26 protein-coding genes and 3 tRNA genes are annotated in these 25254 nt (G+C 50.9%); 15 read left to right on the top strand and 14 right to left on the bottom strand.

The window, feature by feature from the left end:
* Positions 1-390 precede the first annotated feature (390 nt).
* Positions 391-481, bottom strand: a tRNA-Ser gene (locus DB48_RS16075).
* Between the two features lie 80 nt (positions 482-561).
* Positions 562-1863: a purine nucleoside transporter PunC gene (punC, locus tag DB48_RS16070; RefSeq protein WP_041511235.1), complete on the bottom strand. Its 1302-nt coding sequence runs from the start codon at positions 1861-1863 to the stop codon at positions 562-564.
* A gap of 130 nt (positions 1864-1993) precedes the next feature.
* Here punC and punR point away from each other — a divergent pair, with 130 nt between their 5' ends.
* The 6 genes from punR (at position 1994) to DB48_RS16040 (ending at position 5282) form a co-directional block, all read left to right on the top strand.
* On the top strand, positions 1994-2896 hold the full coding sequence (punR, locus tag DB48_RS16065; protein ID WP_041511234.1) for a DNA-binding transcriptional activator PunR: 903 nt from the start codon (positions 1994-1996) through the stop codon (positions 2894-2896).
* Positions 2897-3050: 154 nt separating this feature from the next.
* The gene (locus DB48_RS16060) at positions 3051-3710 is read left to right on the top strand and encodes a Bax inhibitor-1/YccA family protein (RefSeq protein WP_041511233.1); all 660 of its coding nucleotides are present in this window, start codon (positions 3051-3053) and stop codon (positions 3708-3710) included.
* A 176-nt stretch (positions 3711-3886) separates the two neighbouring features.
* Complete coding sequence (tusD, locus tag DB48_RS16055; protein ID WP_041511232.1) at positions 3887-4276, top strand: sulfurtransferase complex subunit TusD; 390 nt, start codon at positions 3887-3889, stop codon at positions 4274-4276.
* A gap of 36 nt (positions 4277-4312) precedes the next feature.
* A complete protein-coding gene (gene tusC / locus DB48_RS16050; protein WP_041511231.1) occupies positions 4313-4669 on the top strand; it encodes a sulfurtransferase complex subunit TusC in 357 nt (118 codons plus the stop codon).
* Positions 4669-4950 (top strand): sulfurtransferase complex subunit TusB, encoded by a 282-nt coding sequence (gene tusB / locus DB48_RS16045; RefSeq protein ID WP_041511230.1) that lies wholly within the window; start codon positions 4669-4671, stop codon positions 4948-4950. The genes tusC and tusB overlap by 1 nt, the downstream gene beginning before the upstream one ends.
* Positions 4951-4958: 8 nt before the next feature.
* The gene (locus tag DB48_RS16040) at positions 4959-5282 is read left to right on the top strand and encodes a TusE/DsrC/DsvC family sulfur relay protein (protein ID WP_041511229.1); all 324 of its coding nucleotides are present in this window, start codon (positions 4959-4961) and stop codon (positions 5280-5282) included.
* Positions 5283-5504: 222 nt separating this feature from the next.
* On the opposite strand, the gene serS is transcribed toward DB48_RS16040, so the two are convergent.
* The 6 genes from serS to lrp all read right to left on the bottom strand — a co-directional run bounded on the left by serS (position 5505) and on the right by lrp (position 12467).
* Positions 5505-6791 (bottom strand): serine--tRNA ligase, encoded by a 1287-nt coding sequence (serS, locus tag DB48_RS16030; protein WP_041511227.1) that lies wholly within the window; start codon positions 6789-6791, stop codon positions 5505-5507.
* Between the two features lie 18 nt (positions 6792-6809).
* Positions 6810-7184: a fluoride efflux transporter CrcB gene (gene crcB, locus DB48_RS16025; RefSeq protein WP_011865819.1), complete on the bottom strand. Its 375-nt coding sequence runs from the start codon at positions 7182-7184 to the stop codon at positions 6810-6812.
* Entirely contained in the window at positions 7177-8508 is a 1332-nt protein-coding gene (locus tag DB48_RS16020) for a replication-associated recombination protein A (RefSeq protein WP_041511226.1), read from the bottom strand. Before DB48_RS16020 ends, crcB begins: the two co-directional genes overlap by 8 nt.
* An 8-nt stretch (positions 8509-8516) precedes the next feature.
* Positions 8517-9143: an outer membrane lipoprotein chaperone LolA gene (lolA, locus tag DB48_RS16015; protein ID WP_041511225.1), complete on the bottom strand. Its 627-nt coding sequence runs from the start codon at positions 9141-9143 to the stop codon at positions 8517-8519.
* An 81-nt stretch (positions 9144-9224) separates the two neighbouring features.
* Complete coding sequence (locus tag DB48_RS16010; protein WP_041511224.1) at positions 9225-11780, bottom strand: DNA translocase FtsK; 2556 nt, start codon at positions 11778-11780, stop codon at positions 9225-9227.
* A 183-nt stretch (positions 11781-11963) separates the two neighbouring features.
* Positions 11964-12467: a leucine-responsive transcriptional regulator Lrp gene (gene lrp / locus DB48_RS16005; RefSeq protein WP_011865823.1), complete on the bottom strand. Its 504-nt coding sequence runs from the start codon at positions 12465-12467 to the stop codon at positions 11964-11966.
* A 179-nt stretch (positions 12468-12646) separates the two neighbouring features.
* On the opposite strand from lrp, the gene ald reads away from it, so the two are divergent.
* The gene (ald, locus tag DB48_RS16000) at positions 12647-13762 is read left to right on the top strand and encodes an alanine dehydrogenase (RefSeq protein ID WP_041511223.1); all 1116 of its coding nucleotides are present in this window, start codon (positions 12647-12649) and stop codon (positions 13760-13762) included.
* Positions 13763-13893: 131 nt separating this feature from the next.
* Positions 13894-14844, top strand: a complete 951-nt coding sequence (trxB, locus tag DB48_RS15995; RefSeq protein ID WP_041511222.1) for a thioredoxin-disulfide reductase — start codon at positions 13894-13896, stop codon at positions 14842-14844.
* A 296-nt stretch (positions 14845-15140) separates the two neighbouring features.
* On the opposite strand, the gene rplT is transcribed toward trxB, so the two are convergent.
* The 4 genes from rplT to thrS all read right to left on the bottom strand — a co-directional run bounded on the left by rplT (position 15141) and on the right by thrS (position 18275).
* On the bottom strand, positions 15141-15500 hold the full coding sequence (gene rplT, locus DB48_RS15990; RefSeq protein WP_011865827.1) for a 50S ribosomal protein L20: 360 nt from the start codon (positions 15498-15500) through the stop codon (positions 15141-15143).
* An 18-nt stretch (positions 15501-15518) separates the two neighbouring features.
* Entirely contained in the window at positions 15519-15713 is a 195-nt protein-coding gene (gene rpmI / locus DB48_RS19960; protein ID WP_011865828.1) for a 50S ribosomal protein L35, read from the bottom strand.
* Between the two features lie 87 nt (positions 15714-15800).
* Positions 15801-16343 (bottom strand): translation initiation factor IF-3, encoded by a 543-nt coding sequence (infC, locus tag DB48_RS15985; RefSeq protein WP_041511221.1) that lies wholly within the window; start codon positions 16341-16343, stop codon positions 15801-15803.
* A 3-nt stretch (positions 16344-16346) separates the two neighbouring features.
* A complete protein-coding gene (thrS, locus tag DB48_RS15980) occupies positions 16347-18275 on the bottom strand; it encodes a threonine--tRNA ligase (RefSeq protein ID WP_041511220.1) in 1929 nt (642 codons plus the stop codon).
* A 314-nt stretch (positions 18276-18589) separates the two neighbouring features.
* Here thrS and DB48_RS15975 point away from each other — a divergent pair, with 314 nt between their 5' ends.
* From DB48_RS15975 to DB48_RS19955, 3 genes are all read left to right on the top strand, one after another.
* Positions 18590-18865 (top strand): hypothetical protein, encoded by a 276-nt coding sequence (locus DB48_RS15975; protein WP_041511219.1) that lies wholly within the window; start codon positions 18590-18592, stop codon positions 18863-18865.
* Positions 18866-19015: 150 nt separating this feature from the next.
* The gene (locus DB48_RS15970; protein ID WP_041511218.1) at positions 19016-19762 is read left to right on the top strand and encodes an SDR family oxidoreductase; all 747 of its coding nucleotides are present in this window, start codon (positions 19016-19018) and stop codon (positions 19760-19762) included.
* A complete protein-coding gene (locus DB48_RS19955) occupies positions 19759-19959 on the top strand; it encodes a CPXCG motif-containing cysteine-rich protein (protein ID WP_011865833.1) in 201 nt (66 codons plus the stop codon). Before DB48_RS15970 ends, DB48_RS19955 begins: the two co-directional genes overlap by 4 nt.
* Before the next feature lie 192 nt (positions 19960-20151).
* On the opposite strand, the gene DB48_RS15965 is transcribed toward DB48_RS19955, so the two are convergent.
* Complete coding sequence (locus tag DB48_RS15965; RefSeq protein WP_041511217.1) at positions 20152-20763, bottom strand: riboflavin synthase; 612 nt, start codon at positions 20761-20763, stop codon at positions 20152-20154.
* Between the two features lie 28 nt (positions 20764-20791).
* On the opposite strand from DB48_RS15965, the gene DB48_RS15960 reads away from it, so the two are divergent.
* The 3 genes from DB48_RS15960 (at position 20792) to DB48_RS15950 (ending at position 22581) form a co-directional block, all read left to right on the top strand.
* Positions 20792-22177, top strand: a complete 1386-nt coding sequence (locus tag DB48_RS15960) for an MATE family efflux transporter (protein ID WP_041511216.1) — start codon at positions 20792-20794, stop codon at positions 22175-22177.
* A 230-nt stretch (positions 22178-22407) separates the two neighbouring features.
* Positions 22408-22484 (top strand) — tRNA-Val (locus DB48_RS15955).
* 20 nt (positions 22485-22504) lie between these two features.
* Positions 22505-22581: transfer RNA gene (locus DB48_RS15950), tRNA-Val, on the top strand.
* Between the two features lie 108 nt (positions 22582-22689).
* Here the strand turns inward: DB48_RS15950 and DB48_RS15945 are convergent.
* The gene (locus tag DB48_RS15945) at positions 22690-23124 is read right to left on the bottom strand and encodes a DUF3718 domain-containing protein (protein ID WP_041511215.1); all 435 of its coding nucleotides are present in this window, start codon (positions 23122-23124) and stop codon (positions 22690-22692) included.
* A 288-nt stretch (positions 23125-23412) separates the two neighbouring features.
* Here DB48_RS15945 and DB48_RS15940 point away from each other — a divergent pair.
* On the top strand, positions 23413-25254 hold a 1842-nt coding region (locus tag DB48_RS15940), incomplete at its 3' end, for an acetate--CoA ligase family protein (RefSeq protein ID WP_041511214.1).

Here is a 25254-nt window from a genome sequence, read left to right as displayed (position 1 = left end):
AGATAGCGGGCTTTGTTAATATGGCGCAGAGATAGCCAGATGTAAATATTAGGAAGCCTAGGTTCAATTTACCCGTGTTTACCTGATAACAAATGAGTTCTTATCGAGGCTAAAACGAAAAAAGGCTTCCATTTTCTGGAAGCCTTTTCTCTTAATGTGGCTGAGAGATAGCGGGCTTAAAAACGTTAGGAACCCGGCCATTACTCAAATGCTTTAAGCTAGATAGCACAAAGCCCGCTCATTAGCGGGCTTTGTTAATGTGACGCTGAGATAGCTAGATGTAAATGATAGGAACCCAGGGGACAAATTCCTGCAGCTGTTCCTAGAAAAATTTACGTAGCAGCTAAAACGAAAAAAGGCTTCCATTTCTGGAAGCCTTTTTTCTTTATGTGGCGGAGAGATAGGGATTTGAACCCTAGACGGGCTATAAACCCGTGCCGGTTTTCAAGACCGGTGCATTCGACCACTCTGCCATCTCTCCGAACGCCGCGAATAATATAGCGCCCTATTTCACTTGTAAAGGGAAAATATCCCTAAAAGATCTATTTGGCGAACTTACGCTCACTTTGTCGAATCTTCCTCCTGATGTAGCGCGATTTTCGCCGGATCCGGGGTCGAGATGGCACTGAACACGCCGCACCAGTTGTCATAGCCTCTGACCTGATACCCTATCAAGACACCTATTGCACTGACTACTATGCCTACACCTATTGCCTTCTCGCCGGCATTTGCCCATAGGGCAACCAATGAGGACGCGCCGAAGGCGATACTTATCTGCAAAAAGTTCTGTAACCCTGCCGCCTTGGCCGAAGCCTGCTTAAAGACCTGCAGCGCCGTATTGACCACTATGGGATAACAGGCGCCGTTGGCCGCCGCCATCACAGAGAAGATACTCAATAGCGGCCAGATGGTACTCGAAGGATAACATAGGGTAACCAGGGCGATTCCGGCGACACAAGCCCCAAACAGCAGCAGGATCCAGGTGAGCGTCACCTCGGCGCCATAGCGACGAATAAACAGCTTACTCAGGTAGCCGCCGACGATAAACATCACGGTTTGCGGAATGAAGCTCAGACCTATCGCCTTGGCCTCATAGCCATGCTGCTCCATCACTATGGGCCAGAGGGTTAGATAGGAGAAGAAAGCCGCCGAGCAGGCACCAAATACCAAGACATTACCTAGGTATCTTGGGCTGGCCAGCATGGTAAAGTAACTCACCCGAGCGACGTCTTGGCCTTGGCCCACTTTCTCATCTTGTTCAGACAGAGCATTGCTCCCTGAGGCTTCACCTCTAACTCGTTGGACTTCTTTTTCGACCCAGGCAAGTGTTGCTAGGATAAGCAACAAGCTTAAGCCGCCCAGGATAAAGAAGATGCTGTGCCACTGCTGCCACTCCAATAGATAGGCCCCCAAGATAGGAGCCAAGGCTGGCGAGAGTGCCACGAGCGGCATGATGTTACTAAACACCTGTTGCGCTTCGCTGGCCTTGTAGCGATCGATCACAATCGCCTGCCAGATAACCGATGCGCTGCAGGCGCCCAGAGCCTGAAAGAAACGCGCCACATTAAACATGGCAATCGAGTCGCTATTGGCTATCGCCAGGCTGGCGGCGCCGAACAAAACAAGCCCTGATATCAGACTCAATCGTTTGCCTATCGCCTGCACTAAGGGCCCGTACAATAGCTGGCCCAACGCCAGACCGGCGAGAAAGAAAGTCAGTGAGCTGGCGACCTGGGTAGCGCTTGCATCCAAACTTGTTTCAATTGCTTTGAAAGCAGGTAAATACATGTCAGTCGCAATAAAGCCCAACATGCTCAATAGTGCCAGATAGATAAGAAAAGAAAAATTAGCGATTTTATTCATAAAAATAGAAGATTCACTATAACTAAACAAAGGAGTCGGTGAGTCTAGTGACTTGCCAATTGCTTGTGAAACGTTTATTTTTGCTTACAGCCTTCAAATATTCTCACGGCAAATTTAGGAGCTTTTCGAGATGCTTTCAGAACAGTCGATGCAATTAATTGATATGGTGGCGCGGGTCGGTAGTTTTACCGCCGCGGCCAACAAGTTACACAAGGTGCCTTCTGCCGTGAGTTATGCCGTTAAACAGGTCGAAGAAGAATTGGGGGTTATTCTGTTTGAGCGCCATCACAGAAGCGTGAGCCTCACCCCGGCTGGCGAACACTTCGTTAAACAGGTGCGCTCCATGCTGACCCACTTGGCATCACTGAAGGAAGATACCAAGCGAGTCGCCAACGGCTGGCAACCCACGCTCTCCATCGCGCTGGATAACATAGTGCGCGCCGATAAGATAAGTAACCTGATCGCCGATTTCTATCGCCATTTCGATAATGTCGAACTCATCATACGTATCGAGGTCTTTAACGGCGTATGGGAAGCCATTGCCACCGGTCGCAGTGATATCGCCATCGGAGCAACCACAGCTATACCTGTAGGTGGCGACTATCGCTTTAAAGATATGGGGGATATCGAATGGACCTTCCTGGTGAGTAAGCATCATCCCTTAGCGGCCATAGATCGCCCCTTGCTCGACGATGAGCTGCGCACCTATCCCTCAATTTGTCTGGAAGACACATCGCGCGAGATCCCCAAACGCATGACCTGGCTGCTGGATAACCAGCGCCGTCTGGTAGTGCCCGACTGGATCCGTGCCATCAACTGTTTCCGTGAAGGACTGGGCATAGGCTACATGCCAAAGCATTTCGCCACTCCCTTCGTGCAGGCAGGTGCACTGATAGAGAAAGAGCTAGAACGCCCCAAGGCGACTAGCCCCTGTTGCCTAGCCTGGAATGACGCCAACATGTCACCTGCCATGGCCTGGGTGCTCGATTATCTGGGTGATAGTGAAAAACTACAGCGTGACTGGTTTAATTAACCGACAATCAAGCAGATGGGCTTTCACCCTCCCCTTGGCTCGGTTATGATAATAAGCCTGTAAAACAAGTTAAATCCGGTTCATGAAATGGAACTCTTGCAATCGATTTGACTCAAATAAACCATCAAGTTAGTGATAGTCACTGGAGATAAAGATGACGCAAGAAACACTATATGCAAGCCATGCTTCGACACAAGAAGTGAATAAGCTGCTTAAAAATACCTATCTGCTGCTCTCGATGACGCTGGGCTTCTCCGCGCTGTGTGCGGGGCTGGCAATGGTGTTGCAAATCAGTCCTCTCATGTCTATCGGTCTCTCGATAGGTGGTTTCATCCTGTTATTTGTCACCCTGAGAAAGGCCGAGTCGGCCGCGGGTCTGTTTTGGGTGTTTGCCTTTACGGGTATGGAAGGTGCCTCGCTTGGCTACATGCTTAACCATTATGCCGGCATGGCCAACGGCCCTCAGCTCATCATGCAGGCCTTAGGCTTGACTGCCGTAGTGTTCGTTACCCTGAGCGGCTATGCCATCACCACCAAGAAAGACTTCTCTTTCATGCGTGGCTTCCTGCTCGCCGGTTTGGTCATTGCCATCGTTGCCGGTATCGCCAACATCTTCATCGGTAGCGGCGTGGTATTCATGGCCCTCAACGCAGGTATCGCCCTGTTGATGACAGGCTTTATCCTGTTTGATACCAGCCGCATCGTAAATGGCGGTGAAACCAACTACATACGCGCGACTGTCGCCCTGTATCTGGATTTCTTGAACCTGTTTATCTCGATTCTGCATCTGTTAGGTGCCGGCAGCGACGATTAAACTGTTTAGACATTAAAAAGGCCCGCCCTATCGGCGGGCTTTTTTATGCCCAAAGTACATGATGATATTCGCCCAAACCTCAGTCGTATTCGCTAGACGTTTGGGATCGCGACAAAAAAACGCTAGAATAGCGCCCAGAATCGGCGCCAATGCGTCACGACAATAAGTAAAGGTTAATGAGTAAGCTCATCATTCAAGTCAATCAGGCGGGATACGGCCAGGGTAGCAGCTATCAGGCACTACAGTTTACCCAAGCTGCCATCGACGCCGGCCATGAAGTGCTCAAGGTCTTCTTCTATCAAGACGGTGTATTGTCGACCAATCATCTTCAGTCGCCGGCGTCAGATGAATTTGCCCTCTACCAAGCCTGGCGGGAGTTGGGACAGACGCACAAGGTCCCCTTGGTGAACTGCGTCTCGGCCGCACTGCGCCGTGGTGTGTTATCTGCTGCCGAATCGGCGGAAAATCAGTTACAACACTGGAATCTCGAGCCTCCCTTTCAGATGGGTGGGCTGGGCGAACTCGTGACCGGCATAGAGCAAGCCGATCGCGTGATCTGTTTTTAAACGCCAGATGTTAAGCATTCGCTTTTTGGAAAAATGATGAAAAAGATCACCATTATCTTCAGACACGCTCCCCATGGCAGCGCCAAGGGTCGGGAAGGACTGGATTTTGCGCTGCTCGGTGCCAGTTTCGAGCAGGAGGTCAGCCTTATCTTCGCCGATGAGGGCGTGCTCAATCTGATCCCACAGCAGGCACCGGAAACCATAGGCGCCAAAGACTTCCTCGCGGCCTTTAAAGCCTTGCCGCTATATGATATCGAATCCGTCTATGCCTGCCAGCAGAGCCTGGAGGACTATCAACTCGATGAGTCGTCATTGGCAATTCCACTCGATGTCAGAACGCCAGCAGAGATAGGTGAGCTGTTAACCCAAGCCGATGAGGTCTTTGTCTACTGATGATACTGCATGTCGTTCAATACTCGGCGGTACAAGATAACGCCCTTGCCACCTGCCTTCGCTATATTCAGCCACAAGACACGCTCTTGTTGATTGGCGATGGCGTTAACGCCCTGTTGCTGCGTAAATGGCAACAAGCACTGCATGACACTAAGGTCTGCCTACTCGAGCAAGATGTCGAAGCCAGAGGCCTGCAGGCACGGTTAGGTCAGTATCAGCAGCTAAGTCAGGCCGAATTTGTCCAATACTCGTTAACTCACGCTAAGGTGATCACTTGGTAAATTTTATAATGCATGGGGATAGTCAGATCCCGACCGATCCCCAGGGCTACCTGAAAAACGTCGGTGACTGGAATGAAGAACTCGCCGTGATTATCGCCGCCGAAGAAGATATCACCCTCACCCCCGCCCATTGGGAAGTGGTGCACTTCGTGCGCGAATTTTATATGGAGTTTAAGACTAGCCCTGCCATTCGCGTGCTGGTCAAGGCCATCGGCCAGAAACTCGGCGCCGAAAAGGGTAACTCTAAATACCTCTACACCCTCTTCCCGCTCGGTCCGGCCAAACAGGCGACCAAGATTGCTGGCCTGCCAAAGCCCGCAAAATGCATCTAAGCGAAAGACTTAAAACCTGTCTCGTAGACTAGCCTTAAAGATAAAAAAACCTTCGCATTAGCGAAGGTTTTTTTATGGTTAGAGATTTTTCATCACTAACATAATCGCTTTCCCAAATGTTGCTAACATTACTGCGGCGAAGATACAGATAATGACGACATAGGTCAGCCACTGAAAATAGCGCCCACCGTTATCCATGTTTCACACTATCTCTCTATCGCGTTAGCCTATCTGGGTCAGGCCGCCCATGTAAGGACGTAGTGCTTCGGGCACTGTAATAGAGCCATCGGCATTTTGATAGTTCTCCAGTACCGCCACTAAGGTACGTCCAACCGCCAGGCCAGAACCATTCAAGGTGTGCAACAGCGCTGGCTTCTTGGCTGACTTAGCCTTGTAGCGTGCTTGCATGCGACGCGCCTGGAAATCCTGCATGTTGCTGCAAGATGAGATCTCGCGGTAGGTGTTCTGCGCTGGTAACCAGACCTCAATATCGAAGGTCTTCGCCGCACCAAAGCCCATGTCGCCGGTACAAAGTACCACGGTGCGATATGGCAGGCCTAAGCGTTGCAGCACAGTTTCCGCGTGTTGTGTCAGGCTCTCGAGCGCCGCCATAGACTCTTCTGGCTTCACCAACTGCACCAACTCAACCTTGTCGAACTGGTGCTGACGGATAAGACCGCGTGTATCGCGGCCGTATGAGCCAGCCTCACTGCGGAAACACGCCGTGTGGGCCGTCATCTTAATCGGCAGCTCATCTTCGTCGATAATGGTATCGCGAGCCAGGTTTGTCAGCGGCACCTCGGCGGTCGGGATCAGGCTAAGGCCCTGACCTTCTTCGGTGGCTGGCTTGGTGTGGAAAAGATCTTCACCAAACTTAGGCAGCTGACCCGTACCCAGTAGGCTGTCTTCGTTAACCAGAAGCGGCACGTATGTTTCGGTGTAACCATGCTCTGTGGTGTGCAGATCCAGCATAAACTGAGTTAAGGCACGGTGCATACGGGCAATTTGGCCCTTCATCACGATGAAACGTGAGCCGGTGATCTTAACCGCACTCTTAAAATCCAGGCCGGCATGTTGCTCGCCCAGATCCACGTGATCTTTCACTTCAAAATCAAACTGCTTTGGCTCGCCCCAACGGCGGATCTCGACGTTGTCGTTTTCATCAGCGCCAATAGGTGCCGACTCGTCCGGCAGGTTAGGTACGCTCATGGCGATGGCGTTAAGCTCTTCGAGTAGCTGGCTGAGTTCGGCCTTCTTGCTGTCTAACTCGGCTCCGAGATCGCCCACTTTCGCCATGATAGGGGCAACATCTTCGCCCTTAGCCTTGGCCTGGCCGATAGATTTGGAGATCGCATTACGGGACGCTTGCAGCTCTTCTGTAGCCACCTGTAGTGACTTACGCTTTTCCTCTAATTTGCTGAGACGATCCACATCCAGGATAAAACCTCGGGTGGCGAGACGCTCGGCGGTCGCTTCTAATTCAGTACGTAAAAATTTGGGATCTAACATGTTTTAGTTTCTTAATAGTTAAATGCGAGAAAAAACCAACTGCTGTCCTAAGTAAACCATGAATAAACATAGACATAGGTTCAGAGCGATATTTGTAAATGCTTTCAACCAAGCGCCCTGCTGCATCAATAACAGGGTTTCGTTCGAAAAAGTTGAAAACGTCGTAAGTGCTCCTAACAACCCAACACCTACTAATGCTTTGATTTCAGGACTGACCTGACTCGCCTCACCTAGGGCATAGATCACGCCCATCAGGAAGGAGCCGATCACATTGACCATGAGTGTACCAAAAGGAAAAGAAGAGCCAAACACCTGAATCATGAATATTGAAATAAGATATCGAAATACGGCACCAATAGAGCCACCCAAGGCCACAAAAATGAGATTATTCATAGCGTTTCACCTCACTTGCCCTGTCCATTTCCGCCAAGGTAGCGAGCTTGGTCTTGATACGCTTCTCGAAACCATGCTCACTGGGATGGTAAAACTGTGTACCTGCCAGCGCCTCGGGGAAATAGCACTCGCCGCTCGCATAATGATTGGGCTCATCGTGAGCGTAACGATACCCCTCGCCAAGGCCGATGTCGGCCATCAACTGAGTCGGCGCATTACGCAGATGGTTCGGCACTGGCTGACTACCGGTTTCCCTTGCCAACTGGCGCGCCGCCTTGAAGGCGGTGTAAACGGCGTTACTCTTGGGCGCGCAGGCAAGATAGACCACGGCCTGTGCGATCGCTCGCTCCCCTTCGGCCGGACCGACCCGATGAAAGCACTCCCAGGCGTTGACCGCCACCGACATGGCAACAGGATCCGCGTTACCTATGTCTTCTGAGGCGATGGCCAGCAAGCGACGAGCAACATAAAGCGGGTCACAGCCCCCTTCGAGCATACGGCAATACCAGTACAGCGCCGCATCTGGCGCCGAGCCCCGAATTGACTTATGCACGGCGGAGATAAGGTCGTAATACTGATCGCCATTCTTATCGAATCCGGCCAGCTGCTGTCCCGCCACCTCGATGAGCATCTGGGCAGTAAACTCGCCGCCATCCGCCAGCATGTCGCTCATCAGTTCGATAAGGTTTAATGCCTTGCGAGCATCGCCGTCACACAGGTTAGCCAGCTTCTCGGCGACCTCATCTGGCATACTTAGCTGTCGCTTACCCAAGCCACGGGCTTCATCTTCTAGCGCCTGACGCACTATCTTGATGATCTCGGCGTCTTGCAACCGCTTAATCAGATAGACTCTGGCGCGAGAAAGCAGCGCGTTATTGATCTCAAACGACGGATTTTCGGTGGTGGCGCCGATGAAAATGACAGTGCCATCTTCGATAAAGGGCAAGAAGGCATCTTGCTGACTCTTGTTGAATCTATGCACCTCATCGACGAACAGTAAGGTTCGCTGGCCGCGAGACTGGGCCACGCTTTTGGCATGTTCGATGGCGGCGCGGATCTCTTTCACCCCAGAGGTGACCGCAGAGATACGCTCCACATGGGCATTGGCATAATGAGCGACCAACTCGGCTAGCGTAGTCTTACCTGTGCCCGGCGGCCCCCAGAACATCATGGAGTGGGCTCTACCCGCCTCTAGCGCCTGACGCAGCGGCTTACCCTCACCCAACAGGTGATCTTGGCCTATATATTGTGCCAGGGTTTCCGGTCGCATTCTGGCGGCGAGCGGACGAAAATCGGGCGCGAAATCGAAACTTAAGCTAGACACAAATAGCCTTAATCCAATGACTTAAGACGTTGATCGTCAATATCTACGCCTTCGGGGACGGTAAATTGAAACAGCTTGGCATCGGCCTCGGCCAATGGCGCCTGGGCTGACAGGTTAAAGACGCTGAGGTTACCCTGCTGATCGGTCAGCTTCATCACCTCGAGTTGCTTCTCCTTAAAGCAGACTTCTACCCCTGTCACGCTGGCATCGACCGCCTTAGGCGCTATCTGGTAGCAATCGTCCTGGCGCTCTACTCGATAATCCTGCCAGGTCGCCTCGTCGCGATGAACAAGCAGCGCGATCGGAGAGGCATCGATGGCCTGATTAAAATCTAAAACAGAGACCTCTTCGGCGAATGGATTATAGATCCACACGTCCCGGCCATCGGCAACGATAAGCGATTCATCTGGCTGAGTCAGATGCCAGTAAAACTGATTTGGCACCGCCAAGGCAAAGGTACCAGAACCTTGCTGAATCATCTTGTTGTTTACGTCTGTCACCTGCTGGCTAAAATTTGCCTTGAGGTTGTCCAGCTGCGCCAGCGCGTCCTTTAATGCCGTGGCATCGTCGGCGTAACAGGATGCCGCCATCATCAGCGGCAAGGCACAGACTAATTGAGATAAGGGTTTTAACATTACAAATCCTTTCATTTCAAAGCGCTCGCTATTAACTAGGGTTACTCCCGCAAGTGTGTCACGAGAATGATTAACGAGAGCTTAATAATCTTTCGGCGGTGGCGGCGCAAGCACCTCACGGTTACCATTGTGTCCCTGTGAACTGACGACACCTTGCATCTCCATCTGTTCGATGATGCGAGCGGCCCGGTTGTAACCAATCTTAAACTTACGCTGCACGCTGGAGATAGAGCCGCGACGGGTCTCGGTAACGAAAGCTACCGCCTCATCGTAGAGTGAGTCCATCTCTTCGTCGCTCTCGGCGGCCTCACCAGGCAACAACACCTGCTCGCCCTCGGCAGAGCCTTGCAGGATCTCATCGATATATTGTGGCTTGCCGCGACTGTGCCAGTCGGCCACCACAGCATGCACTTCATGGTCATCGATAAAGGCACCATGAACACGGATAGGCACACTGGTTCCCGGCGGCAGATAGAGCATGTCACCCATACCGAGCAGGGTCTCGGCGCCCTGTTGATCGAGAATGGTCCGAGAGTCGATACGAGAAGACACCTGAAACGCCATACGAGTTGGGATGTTTGCCTTGATTAAACCTGTGATCACATCTACCGACGGACGCTGGGTCGCCAAGATAAGGTGAATACCGGCCGCACGCGCCTTCTGCGCGATACGGGCGATCAACTCTTCCACCTTCTTACCCACGATCATCATCATGTCGGCAAATTCGTCGACAACCACCACGATTGACGGCAGCTTATTCAGCTCAGGCGCCTGCTCTTCCATGCTGTCTTGCGAACGCCACAGGGGATCGGTGATCACCTCACCGCGTTCCTTGGCATCTTTAATCTTGGCGTTATAGCCCTTGAGGTTACGCACCCCGAGAGCCGACATCAGCTTATAACGACGCTCCATCTCACCGACGCACCAGCGCAGCGAGTTGGCCGCCTCTTTCATGTCGGTCACCACCTCACAGAGCAGATGCGGGATCCCTTCGTACACGGAAAGCTCCAGCATCTTAGGGTCGATCATGATGAAACGTACATCGTCCGGCCCTGACTTATAGAGCAGGCTGGTGATCATCACGTTGACCCCAACAGACTTACCCGAACCTGTGGTACCAGCCACCAAAAGGTGCGGCATCTTGCCAAGGTCGACGACCACAGGCTCGCCTGAGATATCCTGACCCAGCACCATGCTCAGATGAGACTGGCTATGCTCGAAGGCTTCGCTACCGAGCACGTCGCGCATGAACACGGTTTCGCGGAACTTGTTAGGGATCTCTAGGCCTACATAGGCCTTACCCGGGATAACCTCGACCACACGTACACTTTCGGCAAGCAGCGAGCGCGCCAAATCTTTAGACAAGTTAGTGATCTTAGAGGCCTTCACACCAGGTGCGAGTTCTAGCTCGAAGCGGGTAACCACAGGACCCGGGAAAACGCCGACCACCTTGGCTACAATATTAAAATCGGCCAGTTTGACCTCAACCAGCCGCGCAACCTGGTCAAGTTCCTCCTGGCTGATAGGGTTAGTCTTGCGATTGGGCACATCGAGCAGTGAAATATCCGGCAATGGCGCCACAGGTTTCTTAGGCTGCGCCTCTTCCCCACCGGGTAGCACGACGATGCCATCGACTATCTTAGCCTGCTCGACTTTCTGCTTCTTAGGCAGAACTGCCCCCGTTGACTGCTTGGTATCAAAATCGATCGACACCTCATCGTCACCTTGGGCGCTGAAACTCAAATTAGGCTCTTGTGCTTCAGCCGCTTGTTTTTCTGCCTCGAACGCAGCGGAACTTGGTGTTGGCAGGCTAAAACTAGGTTCGGAATAACTAGGCTCCTTAAAACCAGGTTCTTTAATACGCCCGCGAGAGGTTGAGCTGTCCAGAGCCTCATCCTCATCATAGTCGTCATCCTCGTCTTCGTAGGCGTCCTCTTCTGCTCTGGCCAGTGCCTTCTGGCGGCGAGACTCCTTGAATCTGTCGACTACCGACATGAAGCCTTTGGTGTCTTCGGTTTCGGGCGCACTCGAGAACTTCTCGGGAACATGTTTAAGCTGCTTCACACACCAGATGGTAGCAAAGCCCACCATTTCGACCACGGTTAACCAACTGATCCCGGTCAGGAGCGTAAAGCCTGCTCCGACGAAGCAGAGTAGCAGCAGTGTGGTACCTAGCTGATTAAAATAGGGAAGCATGGCATCGGCGATCACATCCCCCGAGACGCCGCCCGCAGAGAACTCGTAAATATCATTGGCATTCATACTGGCCAAAGATGCCAGGCTGAAAGTGATCAGTAGGAAGCCGATCAGCCTTAAACCCACTGAAAAATAATCTATCTCCAACAGGCGGTGAATACGTTTAAATAGCAACCAGCCGGTCACCGCCACTATGATAGGAATAAGGTAAGCCGTGTAACCAAAGAAATAGAAAAGCACATCGGCGAGCCAGGCGCCCACAGCACCGGTAACGTTTTTAATCTCGCCTTCAAAATTAGACTGACTCCATCCCGGATCAGACGAATGGAAGCTACTCAGTGCTAGCAGAATATAGGTGGCGACCATGCAGCAGAAGATGAGTCCGCCTTCGAGCAGACGCTGCAGACCGCTGAGTGTTTTGACACTATTTCCCTTAGACAAAAGACAACCCACAAAGCAAAAACAAAAAAGGTGAGCCTAAGATATCAAAATAATTCGCGCCATGCAGCGTTTTACCTGCCTATACAGCACAATAGCGAGGTAAAAGCCTATCATTGGTGAAAAACTATTCGAGATGAAAAAAAAGGAGCCTTGACGGCTCCTTTTTTACGACATAAATCGTTTTTAAGACTCAAGCGTTACATTGATTGCAACTCTATTGGTCTGCTTGACTTCTTCCATCACAACGTAGGTACGAGTATCAGAAACAGCGGGCAACTTAAGTAGAGTTTCACCTAACAAGCGACGATAGGCAGACATGTCAGAAACACGGGTCTTCAATAAATAGTCGAAGTCGCCAGACACCAGATGACATTCTTGAATATCATCGAGCAGCTGTACGGCACGATTAAACTTATCAAATACTTCTGCAGTATCGCGATTTAGCGTGATTTCTACGAACACAAGTAATGAAGCCCCAAGGTAATGGGGATTTACTAGCGCAGTATATCCATTGATGTAACCTTGCTTTTCGAGTCTTTTAACTCTCTCTAAACAGGGAGTGGGGCTCAGCCCTACACGCTTTGACAACTCAACATTGGAAATGCGGCCGTCGATTTGCAACTCGTTAAGGATGTTACGATCGATCCGATCTAAGTCTTTTATAGGACTCTTTTTATTATTAACCATATTTATAACCTTGCTTTATCACTAAAACAACATTTACTGCTACGTATGTCAAAAGTTCAGCAGCATTAACTGCCGAAGTGATACTATACTAGATTTCCCTGAAACAATCACGTTCAGGACCTATAAAATAACAATTCAACCCAGAATAAATGGGTTTTTATTCAATTTGAGGCTCGAAGATGATAATTGGTGTACCTAAAGAAATCAAAAACCACGAATATCGTGTTGGTATGGTGCCGTCAAGTGTCCGCGAATTGACCCTAAAAGGTCATGAAGTATTTGTAGAGAAGAATGCAGGTGTTGGGATCGGTTTTAGCGACCAGGACTATGTCGATGTAGGCGCATCAATCTTAGACACTGCAGCTGAAGTGTTTGCTAAAGCAGACATGATCGTTAAGGTTAAAGAACCTCAAGCGGTCGAGCGTGCCATGTTGCGTGAAGATCAGTTGCTGTTCACTTATCTTCATCTTGCCCCCGATCTGCCACAAACTGAAGATCTTATTAAGAGCGGTGCCGTGTGTATCGCCTATGAAACCGTTACCGATGCCCGTGGCGGTCTGCCACTACTTGCCCCTATGTCAGAAGTCGCCGGTCGCATGTCGATCCAAGCCGGTGCGATGGCACTAGAAAAATCTAAGGGTGGCCGTGGCATGCTACTTGGTGGCGTTCCAGGTGTTGAGCCGGCCAAAGTGGTCATCATCGGCGGCGGCATGGTAGGTACCAACGCAGCGCAGATGGCCGTAGGTCTGGGCGCCGATGTGGTTATCCTAGATCGCAGCATCGATGCACTACGTCGTCTGAACGTTCAGTTCGATAACCGCGTCAAGGCTATCTACTCGACAGCCGACGCTATCGAGAAGCACGTGCTGGAAGCCGACCTAGTGATCGGTGGCGTACTGGTTCCAGGTGCTGCTGCACCTAAGCTAGTGACCAAAGATCACATCAAGCGTATGAAGCCGGGCAGCGCCATCGTTGACGTCGCTATCGACCAAGGTGGTTGTGTTGAGACTTCTCATGCGACCACTCACCAAGACCCAACTTATATCGTCGATGAAGTAGTACACTACTGCGTGGCTAACATGCCTGGCGCGGTTGCACGTACCTCTACCTTCGCACTCAACAACGCGACACTGCCTTACATCATCAAGTTAGCCGACATGGGCTACCGTGAAGCACTGCGTCAAGACAAGCACCTGCTAAACGGCTTGAACGTAATGCACGGCAAGGTAACCTGTAAAGAAGTTGCCGAAGCCCTCAACTTCGAGTTTGTTGATCCAAGCGTACTACTCGCTTAATCAACCAAAGGGTGTAAACAAAGGGAGCCAATGGCTCCCTTTTTCGATTAGGACAATCTAAAAGATTGCCTTTACCCCTTAGGGGAAATTCCCTACAATCGCTGCAATTCGCTAAAGGCACGGAGAAAAAGATGAGCCAAGCTAGACACTGTAACTTATTAATTTTGGGTTCGGGCCCTGCTGGGTACACCGCCGCTGTTTATGCTGCCAGAGCAAACCTAAAGCCTGTTTTGATCACGGGTATGCAGCAAGGTGGTCAGCTGACGACCACAACTGAAGTCGAAAACTGGCCAGGCGACGCCGACGACCTAACAGGTCCGGCTTTGATGGAGCGTATGCAGAAGCATGCCGAGAAATTCGAAACAGAGATCATCTTCGACCACATCAACGAAGTGAACCTGCAAGAGCGCCCTTTCCAACTTAAAGGTGACAGTGGTGAGTACACTTGTGATGCACTGATCATCTCTACCGGTGCATCGGCCATGTACCTGGGCCTTGAGTCAGAAGAAGCCTTTAAGGGTAAAGGCGTATCGGCTTGTGCTACCTGTGATGGATTCTTCTACCGCAACCAGAAAGTTGCCGTGATCGGTGGTGGTAACACAGCCGTTGAAGAAGCACTTTATCTGAGCAACATCGCATCAGAAGTTCACCTGATCCATCGCCGCGACAGCTTCCGCTCTGAGAAGATCCTGACGAAGCGTCTGATGGACAAGGTTGCTAATGGCAACATAGTACTGCACCTTGACAGTACCTTAGATGAAGTCGTTGGTGACAACATGGGTGTGACCGGTGTGAAGATCAAGAGCACCAAAGATGAAAGCATTACCGAATTTGATGTGATGGGCGTATTCGTCGCCATCGGCCACAAGCCAAACACTCAGATGTTTGAAGGCCAGCTGGAGATGAACAACGGCTACATCCAGGTGCAAAGCGGTCTTGGCGGCAACGCCACGCAAACCAGTATTCCTGGTGTGTTCGCCGCAGGCGACGTGATGGATCAACATTACCGTCAGGCGATCACCTCTGCCGGTACCGGCTGTATGGCGGCCCTAGACGCAGAGCGTTTCTTAGACGCACAATAAAGCGCATTATCCTTCATAAAAAAGCAGGCCTAGCGCCTGCTTTTTTTGTGTTGATGATCGAGTAATACCAATCACAGTAAATATGTGATCAGAAATAGCGCAGGAAAAACGCTTGTGAACGAAGCAGGATTTTTAGATAAGTAGTTATTCTACAATTAAAAATTGCTAATACAGTTATCGAGCGTTTTAATAAGCTAGAATGATCAATTGTTTATTACGATTGGTATAAATAAATTTGCGATGATCGGGCACAAAAAAAGGGACCCTGGGGTCCCTTTCAAAGCAAAGCTCACTAATTACTTAGCTAGAGCTTCTTTTGCCTTTTCAACTAGAGTGGCGAAAACCACTTTGTCGAATACAGCGATGTCTGCCAAAATCTTACGATCGATTTCGATAGACGCCTTTTTCAGACCGTTGATGAAACGGCTGTAAGACAGACCATTTTGACGAGAAGCCGCATTGATACGTGCAATCCACAGTTGACGGAATTGACGTTTCTTCTGACGACGGTCACGGTAAGCATATTGGCCAGCTTTGGTTACTGCTTGCTTAGCAACACGGTAAGTACGTGAGCGAGCTCCGTAATAACCTTTAGCTAGTTTTAGTACTTTCTTGTGACGAGCACGAGCGGTTACACCACGCTTAACTCTAGGCATTGTTCTTTACTCCTCTAATTAAGCGTATGGTAGTTGACGTGCAATTGCTGGCACATCAGACTTCGCAACTAAACATTTAGCACGTAAGTGACGTTTACGCTTAGTGCTCTTCTTGGTCAAAATATGACGTAAATGGGCTTGCTTGCGCTTAAAACCGTTAGCGGTTTTCTTAAAACGCTTTTGTACACCCTTGTCTGTTTTCATTTTAGGCATTGCTAAAACTCCGCATTGGGAAATTAATAAAACGCAAGGCGAGCAGAGTCCCTCAGAGAGGTCTCTGCTACTTTTAAATTTGCCTTACTATTTCTTTTTCGGCGCGAGTACCATCACAGCCTGGCGACCTTCCATTTTTGGAAAAGCCTCCACGATTGCTATCTCAGCCAGGTCATCTTTAATACGATTCAAAAGATTCATACCAAGACTCTGGTGAGCCATCTCGCGACCACGGAAACGCAGCGTTACTTTCGCCTTGTCGCCGTCTTCTAGAAAACGCTTCAGGTTGCGTAGTTTTACCTGATAGTCGTTTTCGTCAGTACCGGGACGGAATTTTATTTCCTTCACCTGTATCTGTTTCTGCTTCTTCTTTTGCTCTTTTTGGGCCTTAGCCTTATCAAAAAGATACTTTCCGTAGTCCATTATGCGACATACAGGCGGCTCTGCGTTTGGGCTGATCTCTACGAGATCTACGCCAGCTTCATCTGCAAGTTCTTGCGCTTCGCGCAGACTTACAATGCCGATAGTTTCACCGTCTAAACCATTAAGGCGTACTTCTGAAACGCCAACAATGAGCTCGTTAATTCTATTCGCCGCTGCTTTACGCACGTCTGTTTTCTTGATCTTTATGACCTATTCCTCCAACAAATTTAGACTACGGAGCGAAATCTGTTCTTTGACCATGGCGGCAAATTGATCGATTTTGATCTTACCTAGGTCAACACCATCTCTGGTTCGCACCGCGACTTCCCTATTTTCCATCTCTTGATCGCCCACGACCAATAGATAGGGAACACGCCTTAGGGTGTGTTCGCGTATTTTAAAGCCAATCTTTTCATTCCTCAAGTCTTTCGAGGCACGAATTCCCTGATCTTTAAATAATTTGACCACTTCGTCAACATATTCAGACTGTTTATCCGTAATATTCATCACGACCGCCTGAACTGGCGCCAACCAGGTTGGGAACTTGCCTGCGTATTCCTCAATCAGGATACCCAGGAAGCGCTCCAGTGACCCCAAGATAGCGCGGTGGATCATCACAGGTGTCTGACGGCTGTTGTCTTCGGCAACATAGGTCGCACCAAGACGTCCTGGCAGTGCATAATCAAGCTGCACTGTGCCGCACTGCCACGCCCTGTCTAAGCAGTCATGAAGTGTGAATTCGATCTTAGGACCATAGAAGGCGCCTTCACCCGGAAGGATCTCATACTCGATATTGTTGGCTTTTAGTGCGTCCATCAACGCCTGCTCAGCCCTGTCCCACATGGCATCGTCACCGATACGCTTCTCTGGACGGGTAGAGAGTTTCACCACGATATCGTGGAAGCCAAAGGTCGCGTAGGTGTCGTACACCATCTTGATACAGCCGCTAACCTCTTGCTGCACCTGTTCTTCGGTACAGAAGATATGCGCATCGTCCTGAGTGAAACCACGAACGCGCATCAAACCATGGAGAGAACCAGATGGCTCGTTACGGTGACAGCAACCGAACTCCGCCATACGCAGTGGCAGGTCGCGATACGACTTGAGGCCTTGGTTAAAGATCTGCACATGACCCGGGCAGTTCATCGGCTTAACGGCATACTCACGGTTTTCTGAGTGAGTAGTGAACATTGCCTCGGAGTACTTATCCCAGTGACCACTGCGCTCCCACAATACGCGATCCATCATCAAGGGGCCTTTAACCTCTTGATAGGTGTACTGACCCAGTTTCTGACGAATGAATTTCTCAAGCTCGAGGAACAGGCTCCAACCATCGTTGTGCCAGAACACCATACCTGGCGCTTCTTCCTGCATATGGTAGAGGTCAAGTTGCTTACCTATCTTACGGTGGTCGCGCTTAGCCGCCTCTTCAAGGCGAGTCAGGTGCGCCTTAAGGGCCTTCTTATCTGCCCAAGCCGTACCATAGATACGCTGCAGCATCTTGTTGTCTGAGTTACCGCGCCAGTAGGCGCCGGCCACACTCATCAATTTAAAATGATGGCAGAATTTCATGTTAGGCACATGGGGACCACGACACATGTCGGTATATTCTTCGTGATGATAAAGCGCTGGCTGATCGTCTTTGCTGATGTTCTCATCCAAGATAGCCATCTTGTAGCTTTCACCGCGTGACTCGAAGGTATCGCGGGCTTCTTGCCAGCTCACGACGCGCTTCACCACGTCATAGTTTGTCTTAGCCAATGCCAGCATGCGCTTTTCTAGCTCGGCTACATCTTCCTCGGTCAGCTTGTGGTCGAGATCAACGTCATAGTAGAAACCATTATCGATCACCGGGCCAATGGCCATCTTGGTCTCAGGCCACATCTGCTTAATGGCGTGCCCCAGAAGGTGAGCACAAGAGTGACGTAAGATCTCTAACCCTTCATCGTCTTTTGCGGTGATGATTGCCAGTTCGGCATCTGTCTCAATCAGATCGCAAGCATCTTTTAGCTCGCCATTGACGCGGCCTGCGATACAGGCTTTTGCAAGACCAGGACCTATGTCCGCGGCGACATCTAGGGTAGATACGGCGTTAGCAAACTCGCGCTTGCTGCCATCGGGAAGTGTAATTACAGGCATGTATTATCCTTATCCAGTGGTGACCCCTACGTAGGGCCACTTGGTCATATTGAGAAAAATTTAAGCAACTGAAGCGCAAAACATTACCGGAGTTTTGATCTACTTCAGCGCAGGCCTGTCATTCTAGGGCTGCATCAGGTAAATCGCAAGGTTTAAGGCCGCCGCTGTAGCCTAAAATCACCAACTAACTGACTCGCTAGTCGTTGCCAGTTAAATCTGTCACCAATTGTCAATCTGGATGTCATCGAAAAGTCATGGACCGCCCCTACTCTAGCCGCCATATCGTTATGGCTAATTCGCTAAGGAGCCCGACCATGATGAAGCTAATATTATTGACCGCACTCTTCTATCAGCCTTTGTATCCTAATGACGGCACTCGCGGCGCGTCTATGCTGGAAACTGCTACGCAGCAAACTCAAGTGCAGGCTTTCGAAGCCAAAGGTATCGAACTGCAAACATCGACTATTGGCCTGGATGTGAGCCAACTGGAAAGTGAGATAGCTATTGAGCTCGACCAGCAGCTCAAGGCGCTACATGCCGAACTGCCGCAGCAAGGAGGAGATCAGGAGCTGCTCGCCAGCCAAAACTGATAACGATTGAAGCCGATCACGTCAGTTGTCTCGGGCTTCAACTGCACTATAGGCCTGCTATTGCCCGAGCACTTGCTACGCTATTGCAACCTATTGCTATACAGAGGAAAGTCATCCAAGATTGTGCTCAAAAGATAATGAGCAACTTAGATGACAAAGAACAAATGGGCACTGGTAACCGGCGGCGCCAAACGTATTGGTGAAGCGATCGTATTAGCCTTGCACGGTAAAGGCTTCAATATACTGCTGCACTATAATGGCTCTGAAAGTGAAGCAAGGGTGCTCGCAGGCAAGCTTAATCTCAGCCGCGCCAACTCCTGCATTGCTGTGCAGGCGGATCTTGCCACCGAACAAGGGCCTCTTAGCCTTGTCCAACACATTAATGACCATCAACTCCCGCTTGGCGCTCTTATCAATAACGCCTCTCTGTTTGTACCAGACAGCAATACTGAAGACTGGCAGTCGAGCCAGCAGCTGTTAAACCTTAATCTGTTAGCGCCCTATCTGTTAGCCACCAAGCTTAGTGGCAATCTCGCCAGTAATGACGGTTGCGTCATCAACCTGGTGGATATTCACGGCGACCGCCCCTTAAAACACCATGGGCTATACTCAATATCTAAGGCAGGATTAAACATGGCGACGCGGTCCCTGGCTCAGGAGTTAGCGCCTAAGGTAAGGGTCAACGGTATATCGCCAGGCGCGATACTCTGGCCATCCCAGAGCGATCAAGCGGCTATCTCCAGCGTCACTCAGGCCATCCCTCTGGCGAGAGCCGGCAGCCCCGAGGATATCGCCGATACCGTGTGTTTTATCCTGGAGAGCCCCTACCTTAATGGCCAGGTGATCGCTATCGATGGCGGTCGTAGCGCAACCGGATATACAGGAGCCGACGGATGAAAATTTTTGATAAAGTGATCTGTTGTCCCCACTGTGGGCACCATCAACATATCAACTTAGATATCAGCTGTGGCGATCAGGACTACTACGACGATTGTCGCGTATGCTGCAACCCAATCCATTTTCGAACCCACATAGACGATTCCCGACAGAAAATAGAAGTCTATGTGGACTCGGACGATGAGCAGTACTATTAGGCCAAGGCTGTTTAAACTTATAGGTAACTGTATCTTATCGCCCGCTTAATCTTATAGGTTGCTAGGGACTTGCCACAAAAAGCCTTGGCTTATTGTCTGCGTTGCTAAATTTAGCCAGATACAAGGTCACCCGCACTTGGCCGCACCTTAATCTGAGCCTCAACGCCAAGCCTTATCCGTTAACCAAAACGTTTAACCCAAACGCTTGGCCAATACCCGCTCAACCGTATCCACGATAGCCTGAGTCTGGCTGTCTATCTCGATATTAAGCATGGTGCCGACAGAAACCTCGTCTAAGTTGGTGATCTCCAAAGTTTCTGGGATCAGATGCAGCATAAAGCCAGTTTCGCTGACCTCTCCTACGGTCAGGCTACAACCATTCACGCCAACGAAACCTTTGTAGAGAATGTAGTTCATCCATTTAGGGTCGACTTCGAGGCGGATATCAAAATGGGCAGGCGTATGACTCACCTCGACCACAGTGGCCTGAGTGTGTACATGACCCGATAACACATGGCCACCTATCTCACTGCCATAGGTCAAAGAACGCTCGATATTAACTTGGCTACCCACAGACAGACCGGCCAGATTAGTAAGCCTCAATGTCTCTTCCATTACATCGAAAAACACCCTATCATCTGCCATCTCGGTAACGGTCAGACAGACGCCGTTATTGGCGACACTTGCACCTCGCTGCAAGTTTTCCTTCAGGTGTGACGGCATCGCAATTTCGATTGTATTAAGACCATCTTTTTTATGAATAGCCACCACTTCACATGTGGCTTGAACAATACCTGTAAACATTTTTTACTCTCTGCATTAAGGCGTTTTCATGAATCAATTCGGCTTTCAAGCCAAAAAGCTCGTCCATCTCGCGTTGCCTGTGCTCATCGCTCAGGTCACCCAAACCATGATGGGTTTTATCGATACCGTCATGGCCGGACGGGTCAGCGCTTTGGATATGGCCGCGGTGGCCATCGGTGGCAGTCTTTGGCTGCCGGCACTCTTATTTGTACAGGGCTTGCTCGTAGCCTTTACCCCGGTATTTGCCAGCCACCATGGCGCCGATAATCAAAACGCCATACGGCCAATGGCCTATCAGGCTGCCTATATTGCCATAATCGGCGCCGCTGTTGTCATCGCCTTTCTGCTTTTTGCGCCACAGATCTTTAAATTAATGGGTTTATCTGCCGATCTTGCAGAACTGAGCATCCGTTATCTCCATGGCTTTGCCTGGGGCGTGCCCGCCTTCGTCCTGTATCAGGTGTTGCGTGGCTGCAGCGAAGGGATCTCCTACACGCTGCCTACCATGGTGATAGGTTTCGTTGGCCTGGCGGTGAACATTCCGGCCAACTATATCTTCATCTATGGCCATTTAGGCGCGCCAGCGATGGGGGGGGCCGGCTGTGGACTTGCAACGGCGTTGGTGTTCTGGGCCATGTTCATCACCATGATCATCTATATGCAACTCCATAAACGCTTCGCAGCCCTAGCGCCCTTAAGTGCCTTCCACCTGCCACATTTGGCAACTATGAAGAAGATGACCAAGCACGGCATGCCCATCGCCATGGCACTGTTTTTCGAGGTAAGCCTGTTTGCCATCATCGCGCTCTTGCTCGCACCTTTGGGCGCTGACGTCGTCGCTGGCCATCAGATAGCGCTCAACTTCTCATCAATCGTGTTTATGCTGCCCCTCTCTATCGGTATCGCGGTCTCGATTCGGGTTGGCTACTATCTGGGACAAGATAAGGTTGAAATCGCTAAACTGGTGACTAAAGTCGGTCTGATTATCGCCTTTAGTCTGGCAGCCTGCACAGCGGTTTTCACTGTGGTGTTTCGCACTCAGATCGCGCTGCTCTATAACCAAAACCCAGAGGTAGTTGCCTTAGCGAGTAGCCTGATGTTCCTGGCCGCCCTGTATCAGTTGTCTGATTCGGTACAAGTTGTCACGGCAGGCGCCCTGCGGGGTTACCACGATACCCGTAGCGCCTTCTACATTACCCTGGTCTCCTATTGGGCCATCGGCATGCTAATGGGTTACCTCTTGGCAGAGACCGACCTCTTGGTGCCAGCTATGGGGGCGCACGGTTTCTGGATTGGCTTGATTGCCGGCCTCACCAGTGCGGCGCTGCTTTTTGCCTTAAGGCTGAAGCATATTCAAAAGCACCCAAAGCGACTCGCCTTGGTCGAGCAGTCCGTTAATCACTCAGATTTATAGCCGTTATAAAAACCGCCAAGGTGATGTTTAACTCTATAATCATCATCTTGGCTAATGCGTTGGTCTTAAGCTTTGCCGAATTTACCGCCGCTTTGGCGTTAAATAGATCAAGTTGCACAGCAAATCACCGCTTGATTGAAAAATTACGATTTTTTGCTTGCAACTCACCTTACATCCCTCGTAATATAGCGCTCGTTCGCTGGCCGACTGGTCGTGAACGGTAAAACAGTACAACCGTAGCTCAGTTGGTTAGAGCACCACCTTGACATGGTGGGGGTCGGTGGTTCGAATCCACTCGGTTGTACCAATTTTACAAGAGATAGCAGTACAACCGTAGCTCAGTTGGTTAGAGCACCACCTTGACATGGTGGGGGTCGGTGGTTCGAATCCACTCGGTTGTACCATCTTGTAAAATAGAGAACAGCCAGCGCAAGCTGGTTTTTTTATGCCTGTCGCCTACTCTGCCCTGTCTTTGACCAGCTCTGCCCCGTTTTAGTCACTCGCAACCTAGCCTACTTTGCACTAACCATTACCACAATCGGTTCACCCCCAGTAAAAGTTTGATTGTCGGCAAGATCGATAATACTCACCTTGGTCTTCACCCTATTGGCGATAGAGGAGTGACGCTCGAGGAAGAGATAACTTTGCTGCGCCTGATATTTATGAGAGAACTGCGCCAGACTCAGTCCATTACAGGAAATACTGTTCACACCAAAGCGCATGTTATGGTCATAGTTAACCAATTTGCGTTTTAGCGCCGAACTGTTGTCGCTACCCGCCGCAATACAGATCTTGGTCTCGACACTATTGTCTTGTGCCACAAATTGATAGTGAGGATTGGTATGATTGGCGACCGCCGAGGTTTCGCTTAAAACCTGCGGCGAACTCAAGGCTAAGCCAACCGCCGTAACGGCCACACCGATAGAAAAAAACGCCCCTGTTTTCATGTTGAACTCCTTGAGCCGTTAAGAAAAACGGCACTGTGACGTCAGGATGTTACTGATTAGGCGAGGCGACGCCTAAATTGACGAAAAAAACCAGCCTCGCCAAATCAGCCCATCTCAAGTAAAGCCTAAAAGTGTCGACAAGGTTGTTAACCCTTGATGTCAAAGTGTTGCAAGCTGTGTAGTGGCCTAGTGCTAACGTTTGGATGGGGCTTATCCTACTAAAATCCTAGAGAAAAAAAGTACAACTGAGTTACACTGTCCCTTGGCGAGTGACAACAGGAGCCGGGAATGAGCCAGCGTACATTACACACCCTATTTAAACCTAAGTCGGTGGCCATCATAGGTGCCTCCAATGGCGCCAAGCGTGCCGGTAATGTGGTGATGCGTAACCTACTGTCTGGCGGATTTTCTGGGCCTATCATGCCGGTGACGCCTAAATATGAAGCCGTGATGGGCGTCTTGGCCTATCCCAATATCGAAGCCCTGCCCCTTAAGCCTGATCTGGCCATCATCTGCACTGCGGCCAGCCGCGTACCCGCCATCGTCGAGAGACTCGCTCAATTTGGTTGTAAGGTGGCGATCATCAATGCCTCGGGCATGGCCAACCAACTCGATGAGGAGGGCCAAAACCTGTTAACCCTGACACGCGCCCATGCCAAACGCTATGGCATGCGCATCCTCGGCCCTAACAGCCTGGGGATGATGTTGCCTAATTTGGGACTCAATGCCAGCCTGGCACACACCAGCGCCCTGCCCGGTAAAATAGCCTTCGTGTCACAATCTGCCGCCATCTGCACCACTGTGCTCGATTGGGCCAACAATAAGGGGATTGGCTTCTCCTCCTTTATCTCCCTGGGAGATGCCACCGACATCGATTTCGACGAGCTACTGGACTTTCTCGGTCGAGACTCGCGCACCACGGCCATCATGCTCTACATAGACTCGGTTAACGAGAAACGTCATTTCCTCTCGGCCGCCCGCGCCGCCGCGCGCAATAAGCCCATATTAGTGATCAAATCGGGTCGCAGCCTTGAGGGCACCACGGCCGCCAAGCTCCACACCGGCGGCGAGGTGGGAAACGACGCCGTCTACGAGGCCGCGTTTAGACGTGCGGGTATGCTGAGGGTCAACGATCTCGTGGAGCTGTTTGCCGCCGTTGAAACCTTGGCCCACTCCGCGCCGTTGCAGGGTGAGAGGCTCGCCATTCTCAGTAATGGCGGCGGCCCTGCCGTGTTGGGGTTAGATCAGCTCATCTTGGGCGGCGGTAAGGCAGCCACCCTGGACGATGATACCTTCGATAAGCTCAATGCCTTGTTACCCGATACCTGGTCGGGACAAAACCCAGTAGATATTGGCGGAGATGCCGATGCGAAACGCTATACCCAGAGCCTGGACATCTTGATGAATGCCGATGTTGCCGATGCCATCTTGGTGCTGCACTCACCCTCAGCCCTCGGAGATGGAATAGAGATAGCCAACGGCATCGTTGAGGTAGTATCCAAACATCCGCGGCGTCACAAGGTCAACGTGCTCACTAACTGGAGCGGTGAAGACTCGGCCTATCAGGCAAGAAAACTCTTTAACCGCGCCGGCGTGCCCACCTATCGCACCCCAGAGGGAGCAGTCGGTGCCTTTATGCACATGGTCGAATACAGGCGTAACCAAAAGTTACTGCAGGAAGTGCCGCAATCTATACCGGATAATATCCCAACCGATGCACAGTTGGCCCGCTCGCTGCTGCAACAGGCGATTGCTGCAAACAAGCAGGTTATCGAGACTCACGAAGCCAGCGCCATACTTAAAGCCTATGGGTTAAACACCATAGAGACACACTTTGCCGCCAGCCCAGAGCGCGCCGCCGAGATCGCCGAGCAGATAGGCTATCCCGTCGCCCTCAAGGTGCAATCGCCGGATATTCACCATAAATCCGATGTACACGGCGTCACGCTCAACCTCACCTCCCACCAGGAGGTGTTGCAGGCCGCCGATGCCATGGTCGGCCGGGTACACTCGCTCAACCAGGACGCCGACATACAGGGACTTATCGTGCAGAAGATGGCCCTAACCGCCGGCACGCAGGAGATCCGCGTCGCCGTTACCCATGATCCTGTGTTTGGTCCGGCGATCTTA

Source organism: Shewanella sp. cp20, assembly GCF_000832025.1.
Classification (GTDB): Bacteria; Pseudomonadota; Gammaproteobacteria; order Enterobacterales; family Shewanellaceae; genus Shewanella.
This window is presented reverse-complemented; position numbering and strand designations above follow the sequence as displayed.

Excerpts from the sequence above, each read along its gene's own strand:
- DB48_RS19955 (WP_011865833.1), top strand. The coding sequence starts at position 19,759 with ATGAAAATTTTTGATAAAGTGATCTGTTGTCCCCACTGTGGGCACCAT.
- DB48_RS15975 (WP_041511219.1), top strand. The coding sequence starts at position 18,590 with ATGATGAAGCTAATATTATTGACCGCACTCTTCTATCAGCCTTTGTAT.
- DB48_RS15965 (WP_041511217.1), bottom strand. The coding sequence starts at position 20,763 with ATGTTTACAGGTATTGTTCAAGCCACATGTGAAGTGGTGGCTATTCAT.
- lrp (WP_011865823.1), bottom strand. The coding sequence starts at position 12,467 with ATGGTTAATAATAAAAAGAGTCCTATAAAAGACTTAGATCGGATCGAT.
- DB48_RS15970 (WP_041511218.1), top strand. The coding sequence starts at position 19,016 with ATGACAAAGAACAAATGGGCACTGGTAACCGGCGGCGCCAAACGTATT.
- rpmI (WP_011865828.1), bottom strand. The coding sequence starts at position 15,713 with ATGCCTAAAATGAAAACAGACAAGGGTGTACAAAAGCGTTTTAAGAAA.
- ald (WP_041511223.1), top strand. The coding sequence starts at position 12,647 with ATGATAATTGGTGTACCTAAAGAAATCAAAAACCACGAATATCGTGTT.
- punC (WP_041511235.1), bottom strand. The coding sequence starts at position 1,863 with ATGAATAAAATCGCTAATTTTTCTTTTCTTATCTATCTGGCACTATTG.
- DB48_RS15945 (WP_041511215.1), bottom strand. The coding sequence starts at position 23,124 with ATGAAAACAGGGGCGTTTTTTTCTATCGGTGTGGCCGTTACGGCGGTT.
- tusD (WP_041511232.1), top strand. The coding sequence starts at position 3,887 with ATGAGTAAGCTCATCATTCAAGTCAATCAGGCGGGATACGGCCAGGGT.
- tusB (WP_041511230.1), top strand. The coding sequence starts at position 4,669 with ATGATACTGCATGTCGTTCAATACTCGGCGGTACAAGATAACGCCCTT.
- crcB (WP_011865819.1), bottom strand. The coding sequence starts at position 7,184 with ATGAATAATCTCATTTTTGTGGCCTTGGGTGGCTCTATTGGTGCCGTA.
- DB48_RS16040 (WP_041511229.1), top strand. The coding sequence starts at position 4,959 with ATGCATGGGGATAGTCAGATCCCGACCGATCCCCAGGGCTACCTGAAA.
- trxB (WP_041511222.1), top strand. The coding sequence starts at position 13,894 with ATGAGCCAAGCTAGACACTGTAACTTATTAATTTTGGGTTCGGGCCCT.
- tusC (WP_041511231.1), top strand. The coding sequence starts at position 4,313 with ATGAAAAAGATCACCATTATCTTCAGACACGCTCCCCATGGCAGCGCC.
- DB48_RS15960 (WP_041511216.1), top strand. The coding sequence starts at position 20,792 with ATGAATCAATTCGGCTTTCAAGCCAAAAAGCTCGTCCATCTCGCGTTG.
- serS (WP_041511227.1), bottom strand. The coding sequence starts at position 6,791 with ATGTTAGATCCCAAATTTTTACGTACTGAATTAGAAGCGACCGCCGAG.
- rplT (WP_011865827.1), bottom strand. The coding sequence starts at position 15,500 with ATGCCTAGAGTTAAGCGTGGTGTAACCGCTCGTGCTCGTCACAAGAAA.
- thrS (WP_041511220.1), bottom strand. The coding sequence starts at position 18,275 with ATGCCTGTAATTACACTTCCCGATGGCAGCAAGCGCGAGTTTGCTAAC.
- DB48_RS16060 (WP_041511233.1), top strand. The coding sequence starts at position 3,051 with ATGACGCAAGAAACACTATATGCAAGCCATGCTTCGACACAAGAAGTG.
- punR (WP_041511234.1), top strand. The coding sequence starts at position 1,994 with ATGCTTTCAGAACAGTCGATGCAATTAATTGATATGGTGGCGCGGGTC.
- lolA (WP_041511225.1), bottom strand. The coding sequence starts at position 9,143 with ATGTTAAAACCCTTATCTCAATTAGTCTGTGCCTTGCCGCTGATGATG.